A 21,039-nucleotide genomic window follows, 5' to 3' on the forward strand; every position below is an offset into this window, starting at 1 on the left:
TTCTGTGTGCGGGCTGACCTAGCTGTAGGCGGCCGAGCGGTCGACGGCGCGGGCGACGGTCTCGTTGAACGCCGTGTCGGTGATGTCGAGCTCCTTCAGCACCGGGAACAGCATGTAGACCACCCGGTCCCCGGACCCGGCGACCCCGATCCGGTAGATGTACTTCTTCCCGTCACCGGTGTCGTACGTCGCCTTCCAGCTCTTGCCCTTGATCGTGCTGGTCTGGATGGTGCCGGTCGCCTCGACCTTCGCGTTCGAGACGTTCTTCTCGCAGGAATCGACGTTCTTGCGGATCTGGGTGACGTAGCTCGCCGCGGCGGCCGCGCTGGGGAACTTCGCGACCGTGTCGTCCAGGCCGAACTCGGTCGGCACCTTCGCCTCCGGCGTCACGTACGTGACCGTGCCGAACTTCAGCGCCTTGGCCTTCTTGAAGTCGATCTTCTCGCAGCCGCCGCTGCTGTTGCCCTTCGCGGCCGGGGCGCTCACCCACGGCTTGTTGATCTCGGACAGCAGCGGCAGGTCGACCGAGGCCATGAAGCCCGGCGCGTCGACGTTCGGCAGCAGGGCCGGTTTCGCGACCGGGGCGCCGGTGCCGCAGCCGCCGGACTGGGCGCAGATCTTCTTCGCCGCGACGTTGGCCGTGGCCAGCACGGCGTCCGGCCTGGGCGGCGTGGCGGCCAGGGTGTCGTGCTCGAGCACCATAGTGGCCTGGCCGGCCAGCGCGACCGCGACGGTCTTGTACTTCGTCTTGGATCCGGGCACCTGGCCGAACACGGCGATCACACCACGCTCGCCGACGCCGGTCGTCACGTAGCCGGACGACAGCCGGGTCTGCGGTGCAGTGCATTGGCTGAGCCAGTGGACGACCGCGTTGTACGTCTTGAGCGCGGAGGCCTTGTCGTTCGACACCTCGACGTACTGGACGGCCGTGTCCTTGGTCGTCGCGTTCTGGAACATGCGGACCCAGGTCCGCACGCCGGCCGGGTCGGCGAACCGCTGCGCCTGGCAGGCGAACACGCTGTCCGGCGCCGAATCGCCGTCGGCGGTCTGGGTGACGGTCCAGGCACCGGTAGCGCCGAGCGTCTTCGCGCCCGCGGCGTCCAGCAGTGCCTTGTCGTCGGTGAGCACATTCGAGTTGGCCGGCTTGTCGTCCGACGCGCTGCTCCCGGCCTTCGGGTCGGGTGACTTGTCGCCGCCGAACGCGTTCAGCGCCGCGACCCCGCCGCCGCCGACCAGCACCACGACCGCGATGCCGGCGGCGATCGTCTGGTTCCGTTTACGCGCCTTCTGGCGACGCGCCTCCCGCGCAGCGGCGCGACCGCCGCCGCGTGATGCACGGTGGGAACCGGCCAAAGCTCGACCTCCTGACTGATTCCACCCGACAGTACCGGGTAGACCAACGCCGCTCCCACTCCGCTACCACCAGCCGAACACCAGGGAACTCAGCGTGAGCAAGCGGCCTGAAGTCTCCCACACCCGGCGTGTCAGGACGAGTGGCGTCCGTGCGCGGGGAGACCATGGGAGTCAGATGACCGACATGCTGAGCCGCCCGGGCGCCCGGGACGGTGAATCGAGCGCTACGCCCACGTCGGAGATCGCCGCCCAGACCAAGCCGTTGGTCGTGTCGGCCGTGATCTCCGCGGGAGCCTGCCTGCTCACCGGTCTGCTCACATGTGCCGCGGTCGCGGTGATCGGCTGGTTGGGTGCGACGTTCGGCGGCGCGTCCGGCGCGGTCCGGGCCGGGGCTTCGGCCTGGCTGGTCGCGCACAAGGCCGCCGTCACGATCGGTGCCGGCACGACCAGCGCCGGCCGGATCAGCGTCGCACCGCTCGGTCTGACGCTGTTCTTCGCCTGGTGTCTGTACCGCGGTGGCAAGTCCGCGGCCCGGTCCAGCGCGGCTGACCGGACCAAGGACCTGCTCTCGCTGGCCGGAGCGTTCGCGCTGGTCTACGGCCTCGGTGCGCTGGTCGTGGCGTTGCTCACGTCGGACGGTGCGCTCGAGGTGTCGCCGCTGTCGGCTTTCCTCGGTGCCTTCTCGTTGGCGTTCGTGGCGGGTGCTGCCGGGATTCTGGTCGAGTCCGGTGCGGCGGAAGACATCGCGGACGCGACGCCGGCCGGTCTGCGAGACGTGGTTCCGGCCGCATTTGCCGCAGTGCTGACGGTGATAGCGATCGCCGCGCTGCTGTACGCCGTACTCCTCGCGGTCCACTTCTCACGGATCACCGGGATGCTCGAGCTGCTGGATGCGGGCGTGATCGGGTCCGTTGTGCTGTTCGCGATCTGCCTGATGCTGGTGCCGAACATGGTGCTGTACGTCGTCGCGTTCCTTGCGGGGCCCGGGTTCCAGTTGGGGACCGGGACCACGATCGCGCCGACCGGGGTGGATGTCGGGAACCTGCCGGCCTTTCCCCTGCTGGCCGCGGTCCCTGCCGACGGCGCGACTCCGTCGTACCTGCTGGTGCTGACCGCGCTGGTGCCGCTGGCGGCGGGTGCGGTGGCGGGGCTGGTCGTCGTACGGCGAGGGCTCGTGGAGCGGGACGCCGACGTGCTGGGGTGGGACGCGTTCGCGCTCCGGGGCGCGATGGCGGCGCTGCTCGCAGGCATCATCATCTTCGCGCTGCTGGCGATGTCGGGTGGTTCGGCGGGGCCGGGGCGGATGTCGTCGGTCGGTGTTCCGGGGGCGTTGCCGGCGGCCGGCGTACTGGCCGCGGGGATGGCGATCGGGGCTGCGATCACGGCCGCCGTGGCCGCCTCCCGCCGACCGGTTGCGGAAGAGGCCGACGCGGAGCGATAGGCTGCCCGCCGTGACTTCTGCTTCTGACCCCGGTCCTGCGCGCCTCGTCGTGCTCGTCTCGGGATCGGGATCGAACCTGCAGGCCCTGCTGGACGCCTGCGCGGATCCGGCGTACGGCGCCCAGGTGGTCGCCGTCGGCGCGGACCGCGAGGGGATCGTGGGGCTGGACCGCGCCGTGGCCGCCGGAGTGCCGACGTTCGTGCACAAGGTGAAGGCTTACGCGGACCGGGCGGACTGGGACCGGGCGCTGACCGCGTCGGTCGCGGAGTACAAGCCCGACCTGGTCGTTTCCGCGGGCTTCCTGAAGCTGGTCGGCGACGACTTCCTCGAGGCGTTCGGCGACCGCTACATCAACACCCACAACGCGCTGCTACCGGCGTTCCCGGGGATCCACGGTCCGCGGGACGCGCTGGAGTACGGCGTGAAGGTCGCCGGGGCGACGCTGTTCTTCGTGGACGGCGGCGTCGACACCGGGCCGATCATCGCGCAGGTCGTCGTACCGGTCGAGGACGACGACACCGAAGACACCCTGACCGAGCGGATCAAGGAGGTCGAACGCCGCCAGCTGGTGGAGTGGGTCGGCCGCCTCGTCCGCGAAGGCTGGACCATCACCGGACGAAAGGTTCGACTGAAGTGAGCACCGACCGCAGGCCGATCCGCCGGGCGCTGATCAGCGTCTACGACAAGACCGGTCTGGAGGAGCTCGCTTCCGCGCTGCACGCCGCCGGGGTGCAGATCGTCTCCACCGGTTCGACCGCGGCCCGGATCGCGGCAGCCGGTGTGCCGGTCACCAAGGTCGAGGAGCTGACCGGCTTCCCGGAGTGCCTCGACGGGCGGGTCAAGACGCTGCACCCGATGGTGCACGCCGGCCTGCTGGCCGACGTACGCCGGGACGAGCACGTCGAGCAGCTCCGCGAGATGCGGGTCGAGCCGTTCGAGCTGCTGGTGAGCAACCTGTACCCCTTCAGCGAGACAGTCGCGTCCGGTGCTTCGGTGGACGAGTGCGTCGAGCAGATCGACATCGGCGGGCCGTCGATGGTGCGCGGTGCGGCGAAGAACCACGCGAATGTCGCGGTGGTGACGTCGCCTTCGCAGTACGCATCGGTTTATGCGGCGCTCGAGACGGGGTTCTCGCTGGAGGAGCGGCAGAAGCTGGCTGCGGCGGCGTTCGTGCACACGGCCGAGTACGACATCGCTGTCGCGTCGTGGATGGGCTCTGTTCTGACGGACACGTCAGAGGGCTCCGGGTTCCCGGCGTGGGTGGGCTCGGCGTGGGACAAGTCCGCCGTACTGCGGTACGGCGAGAACCCGCACCAGCCGGCGGCGCTGTACCTGAACGGCCGGGGCGGACTGGCCGCGGCGGAGCAGCTGCACGGCAAGGAGATGTCGTACAACAACTACGTCGACGCCGATGCGGCGCGTCGTACGGCGTACGACTTCAGCGAGCCGGCGGTTGCGATCATCAAGCACGCGAACCCTTGTGGCATTGCCGTGGGCAAGGACATTGCCGAGGCGCACCGGCGGGCGCACGAGTGTGACCCGGTGTCGGCGTACGGCGGGGTGATCGCGACGAACGCGCCGGTGTCGGTCGAGATGGCCAAGCAGGTCGCGGAGATCTTCACCGAGGTGCTGGTCGCGCCGGCGTTCGAGGACGGGGCCGTCGAGATCCTGCAGGGCAAGAAGAACATCCGGCTGCTCGTGGCGCCGGCGGTGTCTGCCGACGAGACCGTCGAGATGCGTGCGATCAGCGGTGGGTTGCTGCTGCAGCACCGCGACCGCTTCCAGGCTCCGGGCGACGACCCGTCCGCGTGGACGCTGGCGGCCGGCAGTGCGGCCTCGCCTGAGGTGCTGGCTGACCTGGCCTTTGCCTGGAAGGCCTGCCGAGCCGTCAAGTCCAACGCCATCCTGCTGGCGTCCGACGGCGCTTCGGTCGGCGTCGGTATGGGCCAGGTCAACCGGGTCGACTCCTGCCGCCTCGCCGTCTCGCGCGCCGGCGACCGCGCCGCCGGGTCCGTTGCTGCCTCTGACGCCTTCTTCCCGTTCCCGGACGGTCTCGAGGTCCTGATCGAGGGCGGCGTCAAGGCAGTCGTCCAGCCCGGCGGCTCGATCCGGGACGAAGCCGCCATCGAAGCCGCGAACAAGGCCGGCATCACGATGTACTTCACCGGCACCCGCCACTTCTTCCACTAACTGCTTCTCGTCGCTGGCAATAATGGTCGGCGGTGCCATGCGCTCCGTTGGAAACCGCCACTTCCACTGACGACCTGGGGTGAGGTAGTTGTCTGAGCGGATCGATAGTCCACGGTTGAAGGAGCTCGATCCGGATCGGACGGAGGAATTCTGGGCGGACATTGCCGTGCAGGGTGCGCCGCTCGTCGAACCGGTGGCCGGTGAAGACGGCGACCTTTGGTTGACCTTTCTGTACAGGACGACGGACGCGATCGGCGGGGTTTCGGTGTTCGGTGGGCCCGCCGGGTGGGACCCGCCCAGGAACCAGATGCGGCGGCTTGGAGGGACCGACGTTTGGTACCTGACCGTTCGCGTTCGAGGGGATCTGCGCTGCACGTATCGGCTGGCGGTTGACGATGTGGAGACCCCGGATCTGGATTGGCGGGAGCGTACGGCGGAGTGGTTTGCGGATCCGCTGAACCCCGCGCGGTTCGTCTTTCCCGCGGACGAAGCCTTGGGCAGCGACGAGACCGTGGTGTCGCTGGTCGAACTGCCGGACGCGCCCGCGCAGCCGTGGATCGCGCCGCGGTCCGGCGGGCGACAAGGTGAGCTCGCGCAGTACTCACACCGGAGCGAGATCCTCGGCAACGAGCGTCGCATCTGGGTCTACACGCCGCCCGGGTATCGACCCGACGACGAGCCGTACCCGTTGTGCGTGTTCTTCGATGGCGACACCGTGCGTGGCACGATGCCGATGGACACGATCCTCGACAACCTGATCTTGGATGCCCGGATTCCGCCGATGGTCGGCGTACTCGTCGACAGCTTGACCCAAGAGATCCGAGACCGTGAACTTCCTTGTGGGGCGGCGTTTCTCGAGTATCTGACCGACGAATTGTTGCCCTGGGCCCGTGAGCGGTATCGGATCACGACGGATCCGGCGCTGACCATCGTGGCGGGGCAGAGCCACGGTGGACAGGCTGCTGCGTTCGCGGGGCTGCGGCGGCCGGACGTGTTCGGCAACGTGATCAGCCAGTCGGGGTCGTTTTGGTGGAGCCCGGAGGATGATCCGGAGCATGAGTGGCTCACGCGCCAGTACGCCGAGGCCGAGCTGCAGCCGGTGCGCCTCTATCTCGAGGCCGGACTGATGGAGCGCGGGCTGACACCCGATCACGGTCCGTCCATCCTGGTCGCGAACCGCCACCTGCGTACGATCCTGCGCATCAAGGGCTACGACCTTGAGTACGCCGAATACAACGGCGGCCACGACTACGCCTGCTGGCGCGGCTCGCTGGCCGACGCGTTGGTCGCGCTCGCTGCCCGTTGACGATCCGAGCTGGGAGGGACATGCGGAGGCTGGGGGGATTGCTGGTTCTCGTGCTCGCGCTGGCCGGCTGCGGGGACGAGGTGGCGCCGCGGGCTGGGAGTACGCCGAGCCTGGGGTTGCGTGGGATCGAGCCACCCGGCCGAACCGGCGCTCAGACGCCCGGGGCTCAGACTCCCGGGGTGACGCAACCTGCGCCGTTCCCGACGACTCCCTTGCCGCGAAGGCCGGAGCTTCCTGCGTCGGCCTACCAGCAGATCAGTGTGGTCCGGTTGCAGACGCCGAACGCTGCGCTCCAGGTGCCGCCGGAGGGGTACGCGCAGGTGATCTTTGCGTGCTCCTACGAGGAGTGGAGTCCGCAGTACGAGTACAACACCACGACGAACTACAACCCGCCAGGGCGTCACCTGCGGGGTGACAAGGTCGGCGATTTCCTTGGCTCGATCAGTGGTAGCGAGGCCGGGCGAGCGCTGGGGTCGGCGGCGGATCCGACGTCCGACGATTGGATGGCGCGGGCGTACACCGAGGACTCATGGCCCGATCGGCAGCTCGTGACGGCGTACCAGGTGAAGCGTATGAACCTTACCCGCGCGAAGGTCCTCGCCGCCCGCAATGCCTACGCCAAGGGCTGCTCGGTCAAGTACGCCGCGCCGCTGCTCGACGCAGTGCGCGTCAGCATCTACGCTCCCTGGAACTGGAGCATCTAAAACCGGCGGCGGTACGAGACCTGGCGGCCGTTGTCGCGGGAGGCGCCGTCGGGGGTCCAGCCGGTTGAGGTGTAGAAGGTTTGGGCTTGGGGGTAGTTGGCCAGGGTCCAGAGGATGGCTTCGGGGTACGTGGTGGCGAGAGCCTGTAATGCCTTCTGCATAAGGGCTTTGCCTACGCCTTGGCGCCAGTACGCCGGGTCGACGGCGATCGTGTCGAGCTCGCCCAGGTCGGGGTCGATGGGGTCTCGGCTCGGGCCGATGCCGACGAGGCCGACAACGGTGTTGCCGGCCTCGGCGACCCACCAGTTGCCATCGGCAAGCGTGTCGGACCAGCGGGCGATGCGGGTGTCGCTGACCTCGATGGACGGCATCAGGTCGCCGAAGCCGTCGTTCCACGAGTCGACATAGATCTGTACGACGCGCGGCGCGTCGGCGCGGGTGGCGGAGCGGATCGTCAGCATGCGCCGGATCATTCCACTTCCGCAGCTCCAGTTCCTCAGGCGCGGGTCAGTCCGCGACGAGGAGGCGTACGCCGATCGCGGCCACCAGTAGATCGGCCAGGGCGATCGCGGCGTAGGTGAGGATGCTGGTGAAGCTGACTCCGATGGCGAGCGGAGTGACGACGAACAGTTGGAAGGCTCCCAGGATCAGCGGCAGCGCGGCCCAGGCCCGGGGCCAGCGACGGGCGCGGACGGCCGCAACGCCGTACCCGATGAGGCCTATGTCAGCGATCAGCAATCCGATGCCGAAGACAGTGCTCGCGGCGTTGACCGCGGTGGAGTCGAACGGCTTGTCGGCGACCAGGATCAGCACCAGTTCGCCTGGCGCGGTGATCGCGAAGCCGATGACTGCCAGCGCCGCGAAGACGTTCGTCGAACGCGTACGGCGTACCGCGTCGGAGCGCACCAATGCGTAGATGCCGATCGCCATCAGCGCCTGGGTGAGGGCGAAGAAGACCTGCCCCCAGCGGAACTGGGCCGGCGTGACCGGATAGCTGAGGTAGTCCTCGCTGACCACCGGGTTGATGAAGAGCAGCGCCGTGTTTCCCGCGATCGCCAGGACCGCGCCCGCGATGGCGGCGATTCCGCCGCACCTCCGGCTGCTGAGCTCGACCGCGTGATCGATGGAGTCGATTGCCATGATTCCCCCTCGCTGGTGATTTCACTAGAAGACTCACTAGTGATGCATCCAGTACAGTGGTCTCCCGTGGGAGATGTCAAGCAGTCGCGGCGGGAACGGGCCCAGGAGACACGGCACCGGATGGTCGCGGCGGCGTACCGGCGGTTCACCGAGGAGGGGTACGCCGCGACGCCGATGGACGCGATCGCCCGCGACGCCGGGGTCGCCGTACAGACGCTGTACTTCACGTTCCGCACCAAAGGTGAGTTGCTGCAGGCGGCGTACGAGTTCGCGGTCGAGGGTGTGGACCGGGTGCCGCCGCACCTGTCGGAGTGGTGGCGCGCCGCGGAGGAGGCGCCGGACATCGAGACGGCCGTCCGGATCTTCGTCGACGGGACGATGGCGGTGTTCGAGCGGGCGGCGCCGCTGGTGTGGGCGGTGCTCGGCGACGAGAACGCGCGGAAGAGCTACGAGTACAACGACGGCCTGCGACGGGCGGGGTACGAGCGCGCGATCGCGTTCCTCAGCACCAAGCACCCCCTGCGCGACGGCCTCTCCAGCACTCGGGCGCGCGACATTCTGCTGGTCGTCCTCGGGCCGCAGCTCTACAGCCAGTTCACCCGGGATCTCGCCTGGACGCCGGAAGAGGTCGCGGACTGGATGACAACCGCCGTACTGGAGCAGTTGTTCGGGGTCAGTTCGGGATGATGAGCCCGAGTACTGCGATGGCTGCCGCGGTGAGCAGGAGGAACGTCGTGTCGAACATCCGGCTGCGGACATGGAGTAGGCCCGCGGCGGTGTCGGTGAGGGCGGCGCGCAGGAGACCGGCCAGGCCGACCGCGCCGGCGAAGACGAGTACGCCGTTGCGCCAGTCGTAGAACCACAGCACGACCAGGCCGGTGAGCGCGGCCAGGAGTGACAACGCTAGCGGCCATTGGCTGCGCCGCTGGGCCTCTGCAGCCATCAGCACGTCACTCTCACCTTCAGCGCAGGTCCGGTGGTCACTGGGGCAGGCTCGCTTCGGCTGCTTCGACGACGTTGGTGAGGAGCATGGCCCGCGTCATCGGGCCGATCCCGCCGGGCATCGGGGCGATCCAGGACGCCTGCTCGCGGGCGGCGGGCTCGATGTCGCCGACGATCTTGCCCTCGGCGTTGCGGCTGGTGCCGACGTCGAGCAGTACGGCGCCGGGCTTGACCATGTCGGCGGTGATCAGGCCGGCGGACCCGGCCGCGGCGATCACGATGTCGCCGGTGCGGACCACCGCCGCGAGGTCCTTCGTGCCGGTGTGGCACTGGGTGACGGTCGCGTTCTCGCTCCGCCGGGTGAAGAGCAGGCCCATCGGGCGCCCCGCGGTGACCCCACGCCCGACGACGACCACGTGCGCCCCGGCGATCGGTACGTCGTACCGCCGCAGGATCTCCACGCAGCCCTTCGGCGTACACGGGAGCGGACCGTCCTGGCCGAGGACGAGCTTGCCGAGACTCATCGGGTGCAGGCCGTCGGCGTCCTTCACGGGATCGATCAGCTCGAGGATCGCGTTGGTGTCGACGTGCTTCGGGAGCGGGAGCTGGACGATGAAGCCGGTGCACTCCGGGTTGTCGTTGAGCTCGCGGACCTTCGCGGCGATCTCGTCCTGGGTCGCGGTGTCCGGCAGCTCGACCTGGATCGAGGAGATCCCGACCGCGGCGCAGTCGCGGTGCTTGCCGGCAACGTACGCGCGGCTGCCCGGGTCGTCACCGACCAGAATCGTGCCGAGCCCGGGCACCACGCCCTGCTCGGCCAGCTTCGCGACCCGGACCTTCAGCTCGTCCTTGATCGCCGCCGCCGTCGCCTTGCCATCCAGAATCTGAGCTGTCACGCCACCAGAGTCTGCCATGCGCCCCACACCACCCGAACGTCCGCCACTGACCAACCCGCTCCCGAGCCCCGTGCCGAGCGTGATTGCGCCGGCCGTCGGAGTGATCGGCGGACTTGGTCAGTGGCGCAGGTTCGGGCGGATCGGCTGGAAGGTTCCTGTGAGGCGGGAATGCACCCGCTCTTGCCGTGGTTCGGGCAGGTAGTTTATTCTTGAACTATCAACCAGCGAGGAGCCAACATGCCCGCCGTGACCGTCAGTGACATCACCGTCCTGCCCCGCATCACCCAGCCGGACCCGGCGATCGCGCACGAGCGCGCGGTGAAGTCGGTGACGTCCGCGCCGAGCGGCTACGAGGGCGAGGGCTTCCCGGTACGGCGTGCCTTCGCCGGCGTCGACCTCCGCGACCTGGACCCGTTCATCCACATGGACCAGATGGGTGAGGTCGAGTACGCGCCGGGCGAGCCGAAGGGCACCCCATGGCACCCGCACCGCGGCTTCGAGACCGTCACGTACATGCTCGACGGGATCATGGAGCACCAGGACTCCAACGGCGGTGGGGGCATCATCTCCAACGGCGACACTCAGTGGATGACCGCCGGTAGCGGCCTGCTGCACATCGAGACCCCGCCGGAGCACCTGGTGCTGAGCGGCGGCCTGTTCCACGGCATCCAGCTCTGGGTGAACCTGCCGAAGGTCCAGAAGTGGGCCGCGCCGCGCTACCAGGACATCCGCGGCGGCGACGCTGCGCTGCTGTCGACGGCAGACGGTGGCGCGCTGATCCGCGTGATCGCCGGCTCGGTCGACGGCCACGAAGGACCCGGCTCGACCCACACCCCGATCACGCTCGTGCACGCAACCGTCAGCCCGGGCGCGGAGCTGGTGCTGCCGTGGCAGCCGGACTACAACGCGCTGGTCTACGTCCTCGCCGGTCAGGGCACGGTCGGCGCCGAGCGGCGCCCGTTCCGCAAGGGTCAGCTCGCCGTCTTCGGCCCGGGCGACACGATCCGCACCCAGGCCGGTACGACGCAAGCGCAGGCCGAGCCGAACCTCGACGTACTCGTCATCGGCGGCCGCCCGATCCGCGAGCCGATCGCGATGGCCGGACCGTTCGTGATGAACACCCGCGCCGAGGTCATCCAGGCCTTCGAGGACTTCCAGGCCGGCAAGCTCGGCTCGATCCCCGCAGTGCACGGCGCGCCCACCGAACTGCGCAGTACCGAATAGTTGCTCTGGACGACCGGAAACCCTGGATCTACCTTCAAAACAAGGGGATTCAGGGGGTGCCATGTCCATCTTGAGGAAACTTGCGCTGATTGTGTCCGCGGTGGCACTGACGGTTGCCGCGGCCGCACCCTTCCCGGCGTCGATCCCGCTACCGACCGACTTCGCGCCGGAGGGGATCGCCACCGGTCCGCATCACACGTTCTACGTCGGATCGCTCACCAGCGGTGACATCTACCGCGGCAGCCTGCACAGCGGAAAGGGCGCGGTGCTCGTCGACGCCCCGCCGGGCCGGTCGGCCGCGGGGATGAAGGTCGAGGCTTCCGCGCACCGGCTGTGGGTGGCGGGTGGCTTCACCGGCCACGCGTACGTCTACAGCACGCGGGACGGCTCGACGATCGCGGACCTCGTGCTCAGCACGCCCGGTGACAGCCTGATCAACGACGTGGTGATCACGCCGGCCGGCGCGTACTTCACCGACTCGTTCCACGCGGTGATCTACCTGGTTCCGATCGGGCCGGGGCACCGGATCGGGAAGCCGCGGACGATCCGGCTGAGCGGACCCGCCGCGGTGCTCGGCGACTTCCCGAACCTGAACGGCATCGCGGCGCCCAGCAACGGCCGGGTGCTGATCGTCGGCCAGTCGTCGCGCGCCGAGCTGTATCTGGTCGATCCATGCACCGGCGCCAGCCGAACGATCTCGCTCACCGGCGGCGCGCTCACTCCGGGTACGCCGGACGGCATCCTGCTCGAGGGCAGGACGCTGTGGGTGGTGCAGAACTTCGCCAACCAGCTCGTCAAGATCCAGCTCAGCCCGGACCTGAGGAAGGGCCGGATCGTTGCCACGGTCACCAATGCGCTGTTCCGGGTCCCGACGGCGGTCGGCGCGGACGGTCACCGGCTCGCGTTGGTCAACGCCCGCTTCGATCTCGGCTTCCCGCCGCCGCTGGGTCCGGGTGCTCCGCCGGGGACCGACTTCAACGTCGTGCAACTCAACAAACCCTGATCGGCTAGCCCTCGGGGTAGAACAAGAACAACGTGCAGCCCTTCGCGGACTGCGGTACGTGCGACGACCCGGCCGGGGCGTGGATGAACGAACCGGCCGGGTAGTCGCGGGTCCCGTCGTTGAACACGCCGTCGACGACGAACACCTCTTCCGGTCCCGGATCGTGTACGTCGATACCTTCCCAGCAGGAGCCCGGATCCATCTGCAGGACAAAGGCTTTCGCGACCTCGCCGGACCAGAGCGGTCGCAGGGTGATGCCGGGGAAGAGTTCACGGACCGGTGCGTCGTCGACCGACGCCCACTCATAGTTCTGCATAGCTCTGATCCTCCGCGTTCCGAAGGTCGGGACCCAGTGTCTGGATAGTCCCGATCAGGTACTTTCTTGCCATGCACCGGGTTGTCGCTCTGGTCAGCGCACCGCAGGCGAGCTTCGAGCTCGGCTGTGCGGCGGCCGTGTTCCGCGAGGCGCCGTACCGGTTCAGCGTGTGCACCGAGGAGCCGGGACCGATCCGCACGACCGAGGGTTTCGACATGGTGGTCACGTCCGGTCTGCGAGCGCTGGATCGCGCGGACACGATCGTCGTACCGGGTTGGCTGCCGATCAATCGCGAGCCGAGCGGGCCGGTGCTGCGAGCACTCACGCGAGCACATCGGCGGGGAGCCCGTCTGGTCAGCATCTGCTCGGGCGCCTACGCGCTCGCCGCGACCGGGCTGCTCGACGGGCGCCGGGCCGCGACGCATTGGCGGTACGCCGATGAGCTGCAACGCCGATTCCCCGCGGTACACGTGGATCCGGACGTCCTGTACATCGATCACGGCGATGTGGCGACGAGTGGCGGGTCGGGGACCGGGATCGATCTGTGTCTGCAACTGGTGCGACGCGATCACGGTGCCGCTCATGCGGCGCGGGTCGCGAGGCGGATGGTGATGCCGCCGCATCGCGAAGGCGGTCAGACGCAGTACCGCACCGAAGACCAAGCGCCGGTCGAGTCGTTGGGCGAGCTCCTCGACTGGGCCACCCATCACCTCGCCGAGCCGCTCACGCTCCAGGACCTCGCCGGTCATGCGAACGTTTCACCGCGGACGCTCGCACGGCGGTTCGCCGACCAGCTCGGCATGGCACCCGGCCAGTGGCTGCTCGCCCAACGGATCGCCAGAACCCGTGTCCTGCTGGAGGAAACGGACCTCCCGGTCGAGACAATCGCGGTGAAAGTGGGATTGTCATCGGCCACCAACCTGCGCAGACGGTTCAAGACTGCTGTGCAGACGACGCCCAGTGCTTATCGGCGGGCCTATCAGGGCAGGTAGTCGTCGGTGACGTCGAGGGTGAGGTAGTGCTCGATGCGCGGGTCGTCCGGATCCCCGCCGTACAGCTCGACGAACCGCCGGGCCGCGGGCAGGCCGCCGTACTGTGGGTTGAGGTCGCCGCGGAGGCTGCCGAACATCAGCGAGAGGTCGATGTACCGGTCGCCGGCGCCGAGCCGGCTGAGATCGAGGACGCCGGTGAAGCGCAGGGTTTCGGGGTCGACGAAAACGTTCGGCGCGCAATAGTCCCCATGGGTGACCGCGTCGCCGGCGCCCGGGAACATCGACCTGAACGGACAGCCGCTGAGCTCGTCGAGGCGACGGAGGCCTTCGGCGAGCGCGGCGAGTACGCCGGGTCGGTCGGCAGCGGGCCACTCCTGAGACGCATCGCGGCCGGGCAGCTCCGTGGTGAGCAGCCAGTTGTTGCCGCGATCAACGATCTGGGGGCACGGGAACCCGGTCGAGCCGAGCCAGGCCAAGCGGTCCGCCTCAGCAGAGACGCCGGCACCGGCCTTGTAATAAAGGCGCTCCGGCCCGCGGTCGAGCCGGACGACCGTGGCGCCGGAGCAGCCGACGTGGACAGGCTCGGCGCTACCCGCGCCGAACCTGTCCTGGAGAGCATTCAGATCCACTCAGCGTAGGTTACGGTGCAACGCCGAGATCAGCTCGCCATTTGAATCGCCGTCGAGGGACCAGATCATCGCGCCGCCGAGATCGCGGTGCGAGATGTACTTCGCCTTGCGGGCCATCTCGACCGGGTCGTCCCAGGTCCAGAACGTCGTCCCGTCGAAGAGCCAGGCGAATCCGGCGCGGTTGTCGCGATAGACCGTGTAGTCGGACAGATGAGCCTTGAGCAGGCCGTAGTCCTCGGTGCCTGCCTCGTACGTCGCGGGCGCCGGGCCGGTCGACGGCTGGAACAGGCCGTGGTTCGCGTTCGTCACGCCGGTCCAGCCGTGGGAGTAGAACGGCACGCCCATCACCAGTTGGTCGCGCGGTGCGCCGCGGGACAGGTACGCGTCGATCGTGACCTGCGAGCTGAACTCCGGTGTGGTCGGATCGCCCTTCGGTCCGTCGATCGCGGACTGCTGGTTGGTGAGGGTCTCCCACGGGCCGTGGTAGTCGTATCCCTGCGTCGTACCGAAGGTCAGGTCCTTGAACAGCTTGCGGACCTCGAACCCCTTGTCGATCATCGTCGGGTTCGCGGGCAGGAACGCGGTCAGGTTGTACTTGCCGGGACGGCCGGACAGCTTGTCCAGTTGCGTGCGGTACTCGTGCACCAGCGCGGTGAAGTTCTGCTTGTCCTCGGGCCGGATCACGTTGCCCGGGTTGCCTTCACTGGCCGGCCATTCCCAGTCGAGATCGACACCGTCGAAAATACCCTTCGCGGCGCCTGCGGGGAGGCCGGGCAGGTTGCCCTTCAGCCACATGTCCAGGCACGACTTCACGTGCGCGGCCCGGGAGGCCGGCGTGAGCGCCGCGTCGGAGAAGTGCGCCGAGCCGGTCCAGCCGCCGAGCGAGATGCTGATCCGGAGCTTCGGGTACTTCTGCTTCAGCTCTCTGAACTGGTTGAGGTTGCCGTTGAGCACCTGTCCGGGCTGGTCGGCCTGGCCGTTCACGCTCTGCTCGGCGGTGAACGGTCGCTGGTAGTCGGCCCACGCATCGCTGCTGGTGCAGTTCCCCTGGGCGTCGACGAAGCCGAACGCGTAGTTGATCTGGGTCAGCCTGGCCGCGGCCCCGCTCTTCACGAGATCGCTGACGAGGTAGTTCCGGGCGTACCCACTCCAGTTGGTGTAGTACCCCACCACTCGCTTGTCACTGTGATCACCGTGGGCCTCCGCGGGCACGGCGACGATCGTTGGCACGACCATCGCAGCGGCCACCAGCAGCCCCACACTCCGACGCTTCATTGCACCCCCATCGGATGAGTTGATGCGCACACAGTAGGACCGCCCACCGACTTACACAATGACTCTGCAAAAAACTCTCGATGCCCCCTGCCAAGCCGCATTCTTGCGCTGTGGAAAGTTTGGTGGGGTGCCCGGACTGCGGGCGGGAACTTCCGGGGGATCGGCGGTACGCCGTCTGGTGTCAGCACTGCGGCTGGAACCTGGACCCGCGGCCCGTGGAACCGAGTCGTGAGGTCGAGCGAGAGAGCAAGCTGGCCGACGTACTGATCAGCGGGCAGACCGGAGGCCCGGAGCGCTCGGTCGGCGCATTTCTCCTGTCGTTGCCGGTCCTGGTGGTGCCGCTGCCGAGTCTGCTCGGCGGGTTGGCCCTGCTCGGGTTCTACCGGCCGCTGCTGTTCGCGGCGCCGTTCGCGGCGATCCTCTTCGTCATCACGGCGATCTTCCGCCCACGCCTGAACCGTCTGCCCGGCAACGCCCAGGCGGTGACGAGACAACAAGCCCCGCAGCTGTACGACGTCCTCGACCGGCTAGCCGTCCAGACCGGTACCGCAAAACTCGAGAGCGTCGTCGTCACCACCGACACCCGGATCGCGATCGACCGCATCGGCTGGCGGTACCGCCGGGTGTTGCGACTCGGCCTCCCGGCCTGGGCTGTGCTCAACCCCCAGGAGCGGTACGCCGTCCTCGCGCATGCCATGTACGACGACCAGCGCGGCACGCACGATCGCGTGCTCGGTGCGGCCGAGCACATCCTCGACGAACTCGCCGCGACCGTGCAGCCGGGGGCGCTCGACTCGGCCGGCAACGGCAAGCTCAAGTCGTCGGAGGGAGTGGTCGTCCTGGTCGGGCAGGGAAGTGACGATCAGGTCCTGCACAGCCGGCTCGTCCAGATCGCCAATGCGGTCCTCGGCCCGCCGATCCGTGGGTACCGGCGGCTGCTGCGACGGCTCGACCTCTCCGGCCGGCAACGGCGCGAGTACCGCATCGACCGCCGGATCGCGGAACTCGTCGGCTCGGAACCGACCGCGCGATCGCTGGAGCGCCTGCTGCTCGCCGATACCGGCTACCGGGCGCTCGAACGCGCCATCCGCCGCGGCCCGATCAGCGATCCGCTCGACCTCCTGCGTCGTACCGCGGCAGAGATCCCGGACCACGAGCTGGTCCGGGTGATCCGGTTGGATCAGGCGCAGAACGGCCGTACGGACGCCGACCACCCGCCGACCTGGCAGCGTACGCGGCTGCTCCGGGCGAACCCGACTCCGACGACCAGCGTGTTCGCGCCGTCGAAGGACGACGAACTGAGTGCGGCTGCCTGCGCTGCCGTGAGGGACTACGACTGACGGGATCCGTCAATCGATCGTCGGCCGCGGCATAGGGCACGGATAGGGTCGCGGGTATGACGACTGTGCAGGCGGATCTCGCGCCGACCGGTGTACTGCGGGCCTCCATCAACCTCGGGAACCCCGTGCTGGCGAACGGTACGCCGGACGCGCCCGGCGGGGTGACGGTGGACATCGCGCGGGAGCTGGCGAAACGCCTGAACCTGCCCTTGCAGCTGGTCTGTTTCGACGCGGCACGGAAGTCGTTCGAGGCGATGACGACCGGGCAGGCGGACATCTGCTTCCTCGCGATCGACCCGGCCCGCGCGGAGGAGGTCGCCTTCACCGCGCCGTACGTCGTCATCGAGGGCGTGTACGCCGTGCCGCGGGATTCACCACTCGCCACGGTCGCCGATGTCGACGCCGACGGTGTGCGGATCGGGGTGAAGCAAGGCTCGGCGTACGACCTCTACCTGACCAGAACGTTGCAGAAGGCAACGGTTGTGCGCGGTGCGGAGGGTGTCGACGTGTTCCGGGCCGAAGGGCTCGAGGCGGCGGCCGGGATCCGCCAGCCGATCACGGCGTACGTCGCCGAACATCCCGACCTCCGGCTGATCGACGAGCGGTTCATGCAGATCCAGCAGGCTGTCGGCACTTCCAGGTCGAAGCACCCCGACACCGTCGCCTACCTCCACGACGTGATCGAGGATCTCAAGGCCAACGGTTTCATCGCAGCCTCCCTCGCCGCGTCCGGCCAGCCGGACGCCACCGTCGCTCCACCTGCCTGATCGTCCTGTCTGCTCGGCCACCCTTACGGGCAGTAGTCAGGCAGCAACCTGCCGTGGCAGGTGGTGCAGGCAACCTTTTGGTCCAGTCCGGACATCTACCGGTGAGTGGCCGTTCGGCTCCGCTCCGTGAGGAGATGTCGGGCGGCCCGATGTGAGGACAACGATCGGGAGGGACTCATCGTGGTATCCACACCACGATCGAGGCGCCTCGGCGTAGCCGCCGTCGCCTCGATCGCCGCTTTGAGCCTCGGGCTCTCCGCCCCGGGCCATGCATCCGCAGTACCGCAACCTCATCCACCGGCCGCGGAAACCGCCAAGGCTGCGAAGCCGAAGGACACGAGCGTCACGCTGATCACCGGCGACCGGGTCACGCTGAAGGGCGGCGATCCGGCCAAGCCCGCGGTGCGGCCCGGCGCCGGCCGTACCAATGTCGCGTTCAGCTCGTACCGCCTGCACGACCACCTGTACGTCGTACCGTCGGACGTCCGCGAGCAACTGTCGACCGGCAAGCTCGACAGCCGGCTGTTCGACGTCACCGGCCTGATCAAGGACGGGTACGACGACAAGTCGAGCGCCACGCTGCCGCTGATCGTCACGTACACCGGCAAGACCCAGAAGCGGGCGGCGATCCCGGGCGCGAAGGTCTCACGCCAGTTGCCCGTCATCAACGGCGCCGCGCTGGAGGTGACCAAGCCCGCACGTGTCCAGGCCGGTGCCGGGATAGACAAGATCTGGCTTGACGGCAAGCGCAAGGTCACGCTGGATCAGTCGGTCCCGCAGATCGGCGCCCCGACCGCCTGGCAGGCCGGGTACACCGGCAAGGGCATCCCGGTCGCCGTCCTCGACACCGGCATCGACAAGTCGCACCCGGACCTCGCGACCCAGGTGGTGGGGGAGAAGAACTTCACCGACGCGCCGGACGGAGACCACTTCGGCCACGGCACCCACGTCGCCTCCACGATCGCCGGCACGGCGGCCGCGTCGAACGGCAAGTACAAGGGCGTGGCCCCCGACGCAAGGCTGTACGACGGCAAGGTCTGTGACGACTTCGGCAGCTGCCCGGACTCCGCGATCCTGGCCGGTATGGAGTGGGCCGCGACCGAGGTCAAGGCGAAGGTCGTGAACCTGAGCCTGGGCGGTACCGACACCCCGGGGATCGACCCGCTCGAGGAGGCCGTGAACCGGCTGACCGCCGAGACCGGCACGTTGTTTGTGATTGCCGCCGGCAACGACGGACCGACCGAGCGAACCATCGGCTCGCCGGGCAGTGCCGATGCTGCGCTCACCGTCGGCGCGGTCGACAAGCAGAACGGGCTGGCCGACTTCTCCAGCCGCGGACCGCGCGTCGGCGACGGAGCCGTGAAGCCCGACATCAGCGCACCCGGTGTGTCGATCGTCGCCGCGAAGGCGAAGGACTCGATCATCGGCGAGCCGGTCGGCGATGATTACCTGCGCCTCGACGGTACGTCGATGGCGACGCCGCACGTGGCCGGATCTGCCGCGATCCTGGCCCAGGAACACCCGGACTGGAAGGCCGCCGAGCTCAAGGGCGCGCTGATGGGTTCGGCCAGACCGGCCACCGACCAGACCGCGTTCGAGCAGGGCGCCGGCCGGGTAGATGTTGCCAAGGGCATCAAACAGACCGTGATCGCCGAACCCGGCAACGTCTCGTTCGGTACGGCGGTCTGGCCGCACGACGACGACACCCCGGTCACCAAGACGCTGACGTACCGCAACCTCGGCGACCAGGCCGTCACGCTCAACCTCACCGCGTCGCTCAACGGTCCGGACGGCAACGCCGCGCCGGCCGACGCGCTGAAGCTGAGCGCAACCTCCGTGACCGTCCCGGCCGGCGGTACGACGTCCGTACAGGCGACCTCGAACACCAAGCACAACGGTCCCGACGGCCTGTACTCCGGGCGCATCACCGCGACCGGTGGCGATGTCAGCGTCACGAGTGCGATCGGCGTGGAGAAGGAGCAGGAGAGCTACACCCTGACGCTGAAGGCGATCGGCCCGGACGGTACGCCGGCTCCGGTCGACGGCGTCCTGACCGCGATGGAGCGGAACTTCTTCCAGTTCCTCGGTGACGGCAGCGACACGATCACCATGCGGCTGCTGAAGGGCGAATACTTGGTCCAGGCCAGCCAGTTCGTCGAGCAGCCGGACGGCAGCTTCGCCAGCTACAGCCTGGTGCAGCCCTCCATCCAGCTGACCAAGGACACCACGGTTGTGTTCGACGCCCGCGCAACCAAGCAGGTCAAGGTGACTGTTCCGCAGACCGATGCGAAGGTCGCCCTGGCCGATGTCGGGTTCGACCGGACGTCCGCCGACGGCAGCTACGGATTCGGCTACGCGGGTCTGGCGTTCGACTTCGACGCCGTCTACAGCGCGCAACTCGGTCCTGCACTGCCACCCGACCAGCTCACCGGCCATGTCGGGTCCCAATGGGCGAAACCGGACGCGAACGGCTCGTTCAACGACTCGCCGTATGTCGTCGGTCAGCTCAATACGTTCCCCGGAGTGTTCCCGACGGGGTTCGTGCGGGCGGTCAAGACGAAGGACCAGGCCGTCGTCAAACAGACCACCAATGCCACGAGTGACAGGGCCATCGAGCGAGTCCTGATCGGCAACGGTCCTGGTATGAACGGCGGTTGGTCGCCGGTCCTCGACTACGGCAAGGCCCCGCTGACCACGACGCTGTACGCCGAGGGCAAGCCGGCCACCTGGCAGTTGGAGACCGACGAGATCATCCCTAGCACGGATCCGAACGACCCGTTCCCACAGACGATCAGCCGGCTGCTGTCGCCGGCGAAGTCGTACCGGGCCGGCAAGTCGTACCGCGAGCGGGTCAACGCCGCGGCCTTCACGACGGCGCCGGACCTCGCGGCCCGCGCGCAGAACGACCTGATCGTGTCCGCCTACGGTCTAGCGGACGCCGACGGCAACAACGGCTACAGCGCCACCGATGCCGAGTCCAGCAAGCTGATCCGGGACGGGAAGGTCGTCGCCGAGTCGCCGTACTTCGGGTACGTCGAGGCGAGCGGCCTGCCCGCGGAGAAGTCGACGTACACGCTGGAATCGACGCAGACGAGGCAGTCTTTCAGCTCGTTCAGCACGCGGATGGAGCTGCGCTGGACGTTCTCCTCGGCAACGACCACCGATCAGCAGCCGCTGCCGTTGCTCGGGATCCGCTACCGGCCGACGGTGGACAGCCACAACGTGGCCGAACGCAAGCCCGTCACCGTGCTGCCTGTCGTGGTCGAGGCGCAGCCCGGCCAGGCGCTGCCCAAGATCCGGAAGCTGACGATCCAGGTCTCCGGCGACGACGGCAAGACCTGGCACGACGCCGCGGTCGCGCCCACCGGGCACGGCAGTTACAAGGCGATCTTCGTGACCCCGAAGGGCGCCAAGGGGGTCTCGCTGAAGTCGCAGTTGGTCGACGGGGCCGGCAACGTTACGGATCTGACCGTTATCGGCGCCTATCCGTTGGGCTGAGCACGCAACCCCGGAGGTCGGTT

At 68.4% G+C, this 21,039-nt stretch carries 20 protein-coding genes; 12 read left to right on the plus strand and 8 right to left on the minus strand.

The genetic code is table 11. The features are described from left to right. Positions 1-18: 18 nt before the first annotated feature. Positions 19-1,353, minus strand: a complete 1,335-nt coding sequence (locus tag AB0J62_RS16720; RefSeq protein ID WP_363870789.1) for a hypothetical protein — start codon at positions 1,351-1,353, stop codon at positions 19-21. A gap of 175 nt (positions 1,354-1,528) precedes the next feature. Between AB0J62_RS16720 and AB0J62_RS16725 the strand changes: the two genes are divergently transcribed. From AB0J62_RS16725 to AB0J62_RS16745, 5 genes are all read left to right on the plus strand, one after another. Then, positions 1,529-2,794 (plus strand): DUF6350 family protein, encoded by a 1,266-nt coding sequence (locus AB0J62_RS16725; protein WP_363870792.1) that lies wholly within the window; start codon positions 1,529-1,531, stop codon positions 2,792-2,794. A 10-nt stretch (positions 2,795-2,804) separates the two neighbouring features. Beyond that, positions 2,805-3,431: a phosphoribosylglycinamide formyltransferase gene (purN, locus tag AB0J62_RS16730; RefSeq protein WP_134105383.1), complete on the plus strand. Its 627-nt coding sequence runs from the start codon at positions 2,805-2,807 to the stop codon at positions 3,429-3,431. Further along, positions 3,428-4,984, plus strand: coding sequence for a bifunctional phosphoribosylaminoimidazolecarboxamide formyltransferase/IMP cyclohydrolase (gene purH / locus AB0J62_RS16735; protein ID WP_363870796.1), 1,557 nt, complete (start codon positions 3,428-3,430; stop codon positions 4,982-4,984). Before purN ends, purH begins: the two co-directional genes overlap by 4 nt. A gap of 115 nt (positions 4,985-5,099) precedes the next feature. Further along, the gene (fes, locus tag AB0J62_RS16740) at positions 5,100-6,290 is read left to right on the plus strand and encodes an enterochelin esterase (RefSeq protein WP_363870799.1); all 1,191 of its coding nucleotides are present in this window, start codon (positions 5,100-5,102) and stop codon (positions 6,288-6,290) included. A 20-nt stretch (positions 6,291-6,310) separates the two neighbouring features. Continuing rightward, positions 6,311-6,994: a hypothetical protein gene (locus tag AB0J62_RS16745; RefSeq protein WP_363870802.1), complete on the plus strand. Its 684-nt coding sequence runs from the start codon at positions 6,311-6,313 to the stop codon at positions 6,992-6,994. Here the strand turns inward: AB0J62_RS16745 and AB0J62_RS16750 are convergent. Beyond that, positions 6,991-7,455, minus strand: a complete 465-nt coding sequence (locus AB0J62_RS16750) for a GNAT family N-acetyltransferase (protein ID WP_363870805.1) — start codon at positions 7,453-7,455, stop codon at positions 6,991-6,993. The genes AB0J62_RS16745 and AB0J62_RS16750 overlap by 4 nt on opposite strands. 46 nt (positions 7,456-7,501) lie before the next feature. After that, the gene (locus AB0J62_RS16755) at positions 7,502-8,134 is read right to left on the minus strand and encodes a hypothetical protein (protein ID WP_363870808.1); all 633 of its coding nucleotides are present in this window, start codon (positions 8,132-8,134) and stop codon (positions 7,502-7,504) included. A gap of 66 nt (positions 8,135-8,200) precedes the next feature. On the opposite strand from AB0J62_RS16755, the gene AB0J62_RS16760 reads away from it, so the two are divergent. Beyond that, a complete protein-coding gene (locus tag AB0J62_RS16760) occupies positions 8,201-8,821 on the plus strand; it encodes a helix-turn-helix domain-containing protein (RefSeq protein WP_363870811.1) in 621 nt (206 codons plus the stop codon). Here AB0J62_RS16760 and AB0J62_RS16765 read toward each other — a convergent pair. Beyond that, on the minus strand, positions 8,808-9,077 hold the full coding sequence (locus AB0J62_RS16765) for a DUF3017 domain-containing protein (protein ID WP_363871989.1): 270 nt from the start codon (positions 9,075-9,077) through the stop codon (positions 8,808-8,810). The genes AB0J62_RS16760 and AB0J62_RS16765 overlap by 14 nt on opposite strands. A gap of 37 nt (positions 9,078-9,114) precedes the next feature. After that, entirely contained in the window at positions 9,115-9,972 is an 858-nt protein-coding gene (locus AB0J62_RS16770) for a bifunctional methylenetetrahydrofolate dehydrogenase/methenyltetrahydrofolate cyclohydrolase (protein ID WP_363870814.1), read from the minus strand. A gap of 237 nt (positions 9,973-10,209) precedes the next feature. Here AB0J62_RS16770 and AB0J62_RS16775 point away from each other — a divergent pair, with 237 nt between their 5' ends. Both AB0J62_RS16775 and AB0J62_RS16780 read left to right on the plus strand, forming a co-directional pair. After that, on the plus strand, positions 10,210-11,196 hold the full coding sequence (locus AB0J62_RS16775) for a pirin family protein (protein WP_363870817.1): 987 nt from the start codon (positions 10,210-10,212) through the stop codon (positions 11,194-11,196). A 61-nt stretch (positions 11,197-11,257) separates the two neighbouring features. After that, the gene (locus tag AB0J62_RS16780) at positions 11,258-12,199 is read left to right on the plus strand and encodes a hypothetical protein (RefSeq protein ID WP_363870820.1); all 942 of its coding nucleotides are present in this window, start codon (positions 11,258-11,260) and stop codon (positions 12,197-12,199) included. A gap of 4 nt (positions 12,200-12,203) precedes the next feature. Here the strand turns inward: AB0J62_RS16780 and AB0J62_RS16785 are convergent, their stop codons facing one another. Continuing rightward, on the minus strand, positions 12,204-12,515 hold the full coding sequence (locus tag AB0J62_RS16785) for a cupin domain-containing protein (RefSeq protein WP_363870823.1): 312 nt from the start codon (positions 12,513-12,515) through the stop codon (positions 12,204-12,206). A gap of 71 nt (positions 12,516-12,586) precedes the next feature. Here AB0J62_RS16785 and AB0J62_RS16790 point away from each other — a divergent pair, with 71 nt between their 5' ends. After that, positions 12,587-13,507 carry a helix-turn-helix domain-containing protein gene (locus AB0J62_RS16790; protein WP_363870826.1) on the plus strand — a complete coding sequence of 307 codons (921 nt, stop codon included), beginning with the start codon at positions 12,587-12,589 and terminating at the stop codon, positions 13,505-13,507. On the opposite strand, the gene AB0J62_RS16795 is transcribed toward AB0J62_RS16790, so the two are convergent. Then, positions 13,495-14,136: a phosphotransferase gene (locus AB0J62_RS16795; RefSeq protein WP_363870829.1), complete on the minus strand. Its 642-nt coding sequence runs from the start codon at positions 14,134-14,136 to the stop codon at positions 13,495-13,497. The two genes, AB0J62_RS16790 and AB0J62_RS16795, sit on opposite strands and share 13 nt — an antisense overlap. Next, positions 14,137-15,411, minus strand: a complete 1,275-nt coding sequence (locus AB0J62_RS16800) for a glycoside hydrolase family 18 protein (protein ID WP_363870832.1) — start codon at positions 15,409-15,411, stop codon at positions 14,137-14,139. Between the two features lie 110 nt (positions 15,412-15,521). On the opposite strand from AB0J62_RS16800, the gene AB0J62_RS16805 reads away from it, so the two are divergent. The 3 genes from AB0J62_RS16805 to AB0J62_RS16815 all read left to right on the plus strand — a co-directional run bounded on the left by AB0J62_RS16805 (position 15,522) and on the right by AB0J62_RS16815 (position 21,016). Further along, the gene (locus tag AB0J62_RS16805) at positions 15,522-16,751 is read left to right on the plus strand and encodes a hypothetical protein (protein ID WP_363870835.1); all 1,230 of its coding nucleotides are present in this window, start codon (positions 15,522-15,524) and stop codon (positions 16,749-16,751) included. 56 nt (positions 16,752-16,807) lie between these two features. After that, positions 16,808-17,518 carry a transporter substrate-binding domain-containing protein gene (locus AB0J62_RS16810; protein ID WP_363870838.1) on the plus strand — a complete coding sequence of 237 codons (711 nt, stop codon included), beginning with the start codon at positions 16,808-16,810 and terminating at the stop codon, positions 17,516-17,518. A gap of 180 nt (positions 17,519-17,698) precedes the next feature. Further along, on the plus strand, positions 17,699-21,016 hold the full coding sequence (locus tag AB0J62_RS16815; protein WP_363870841.1) for a S8 family peptidase: 3,318 nt from the start codon (positions 17,699-17,701) through the stop codon (positions 21,014-21,016). The last annotated feature ends 23 nt before the right edge of the window (positions 21,017-21,039 follow it).

Origin of the sequence: Kribbella sp. NPDC049584, assembly GCF_040675555.1 — a bacterium.
GTDB lineage: Bacteria > Actinomycetota > Actinomycetes > Propionibacteriales > Kribbellaceae > Kribbella.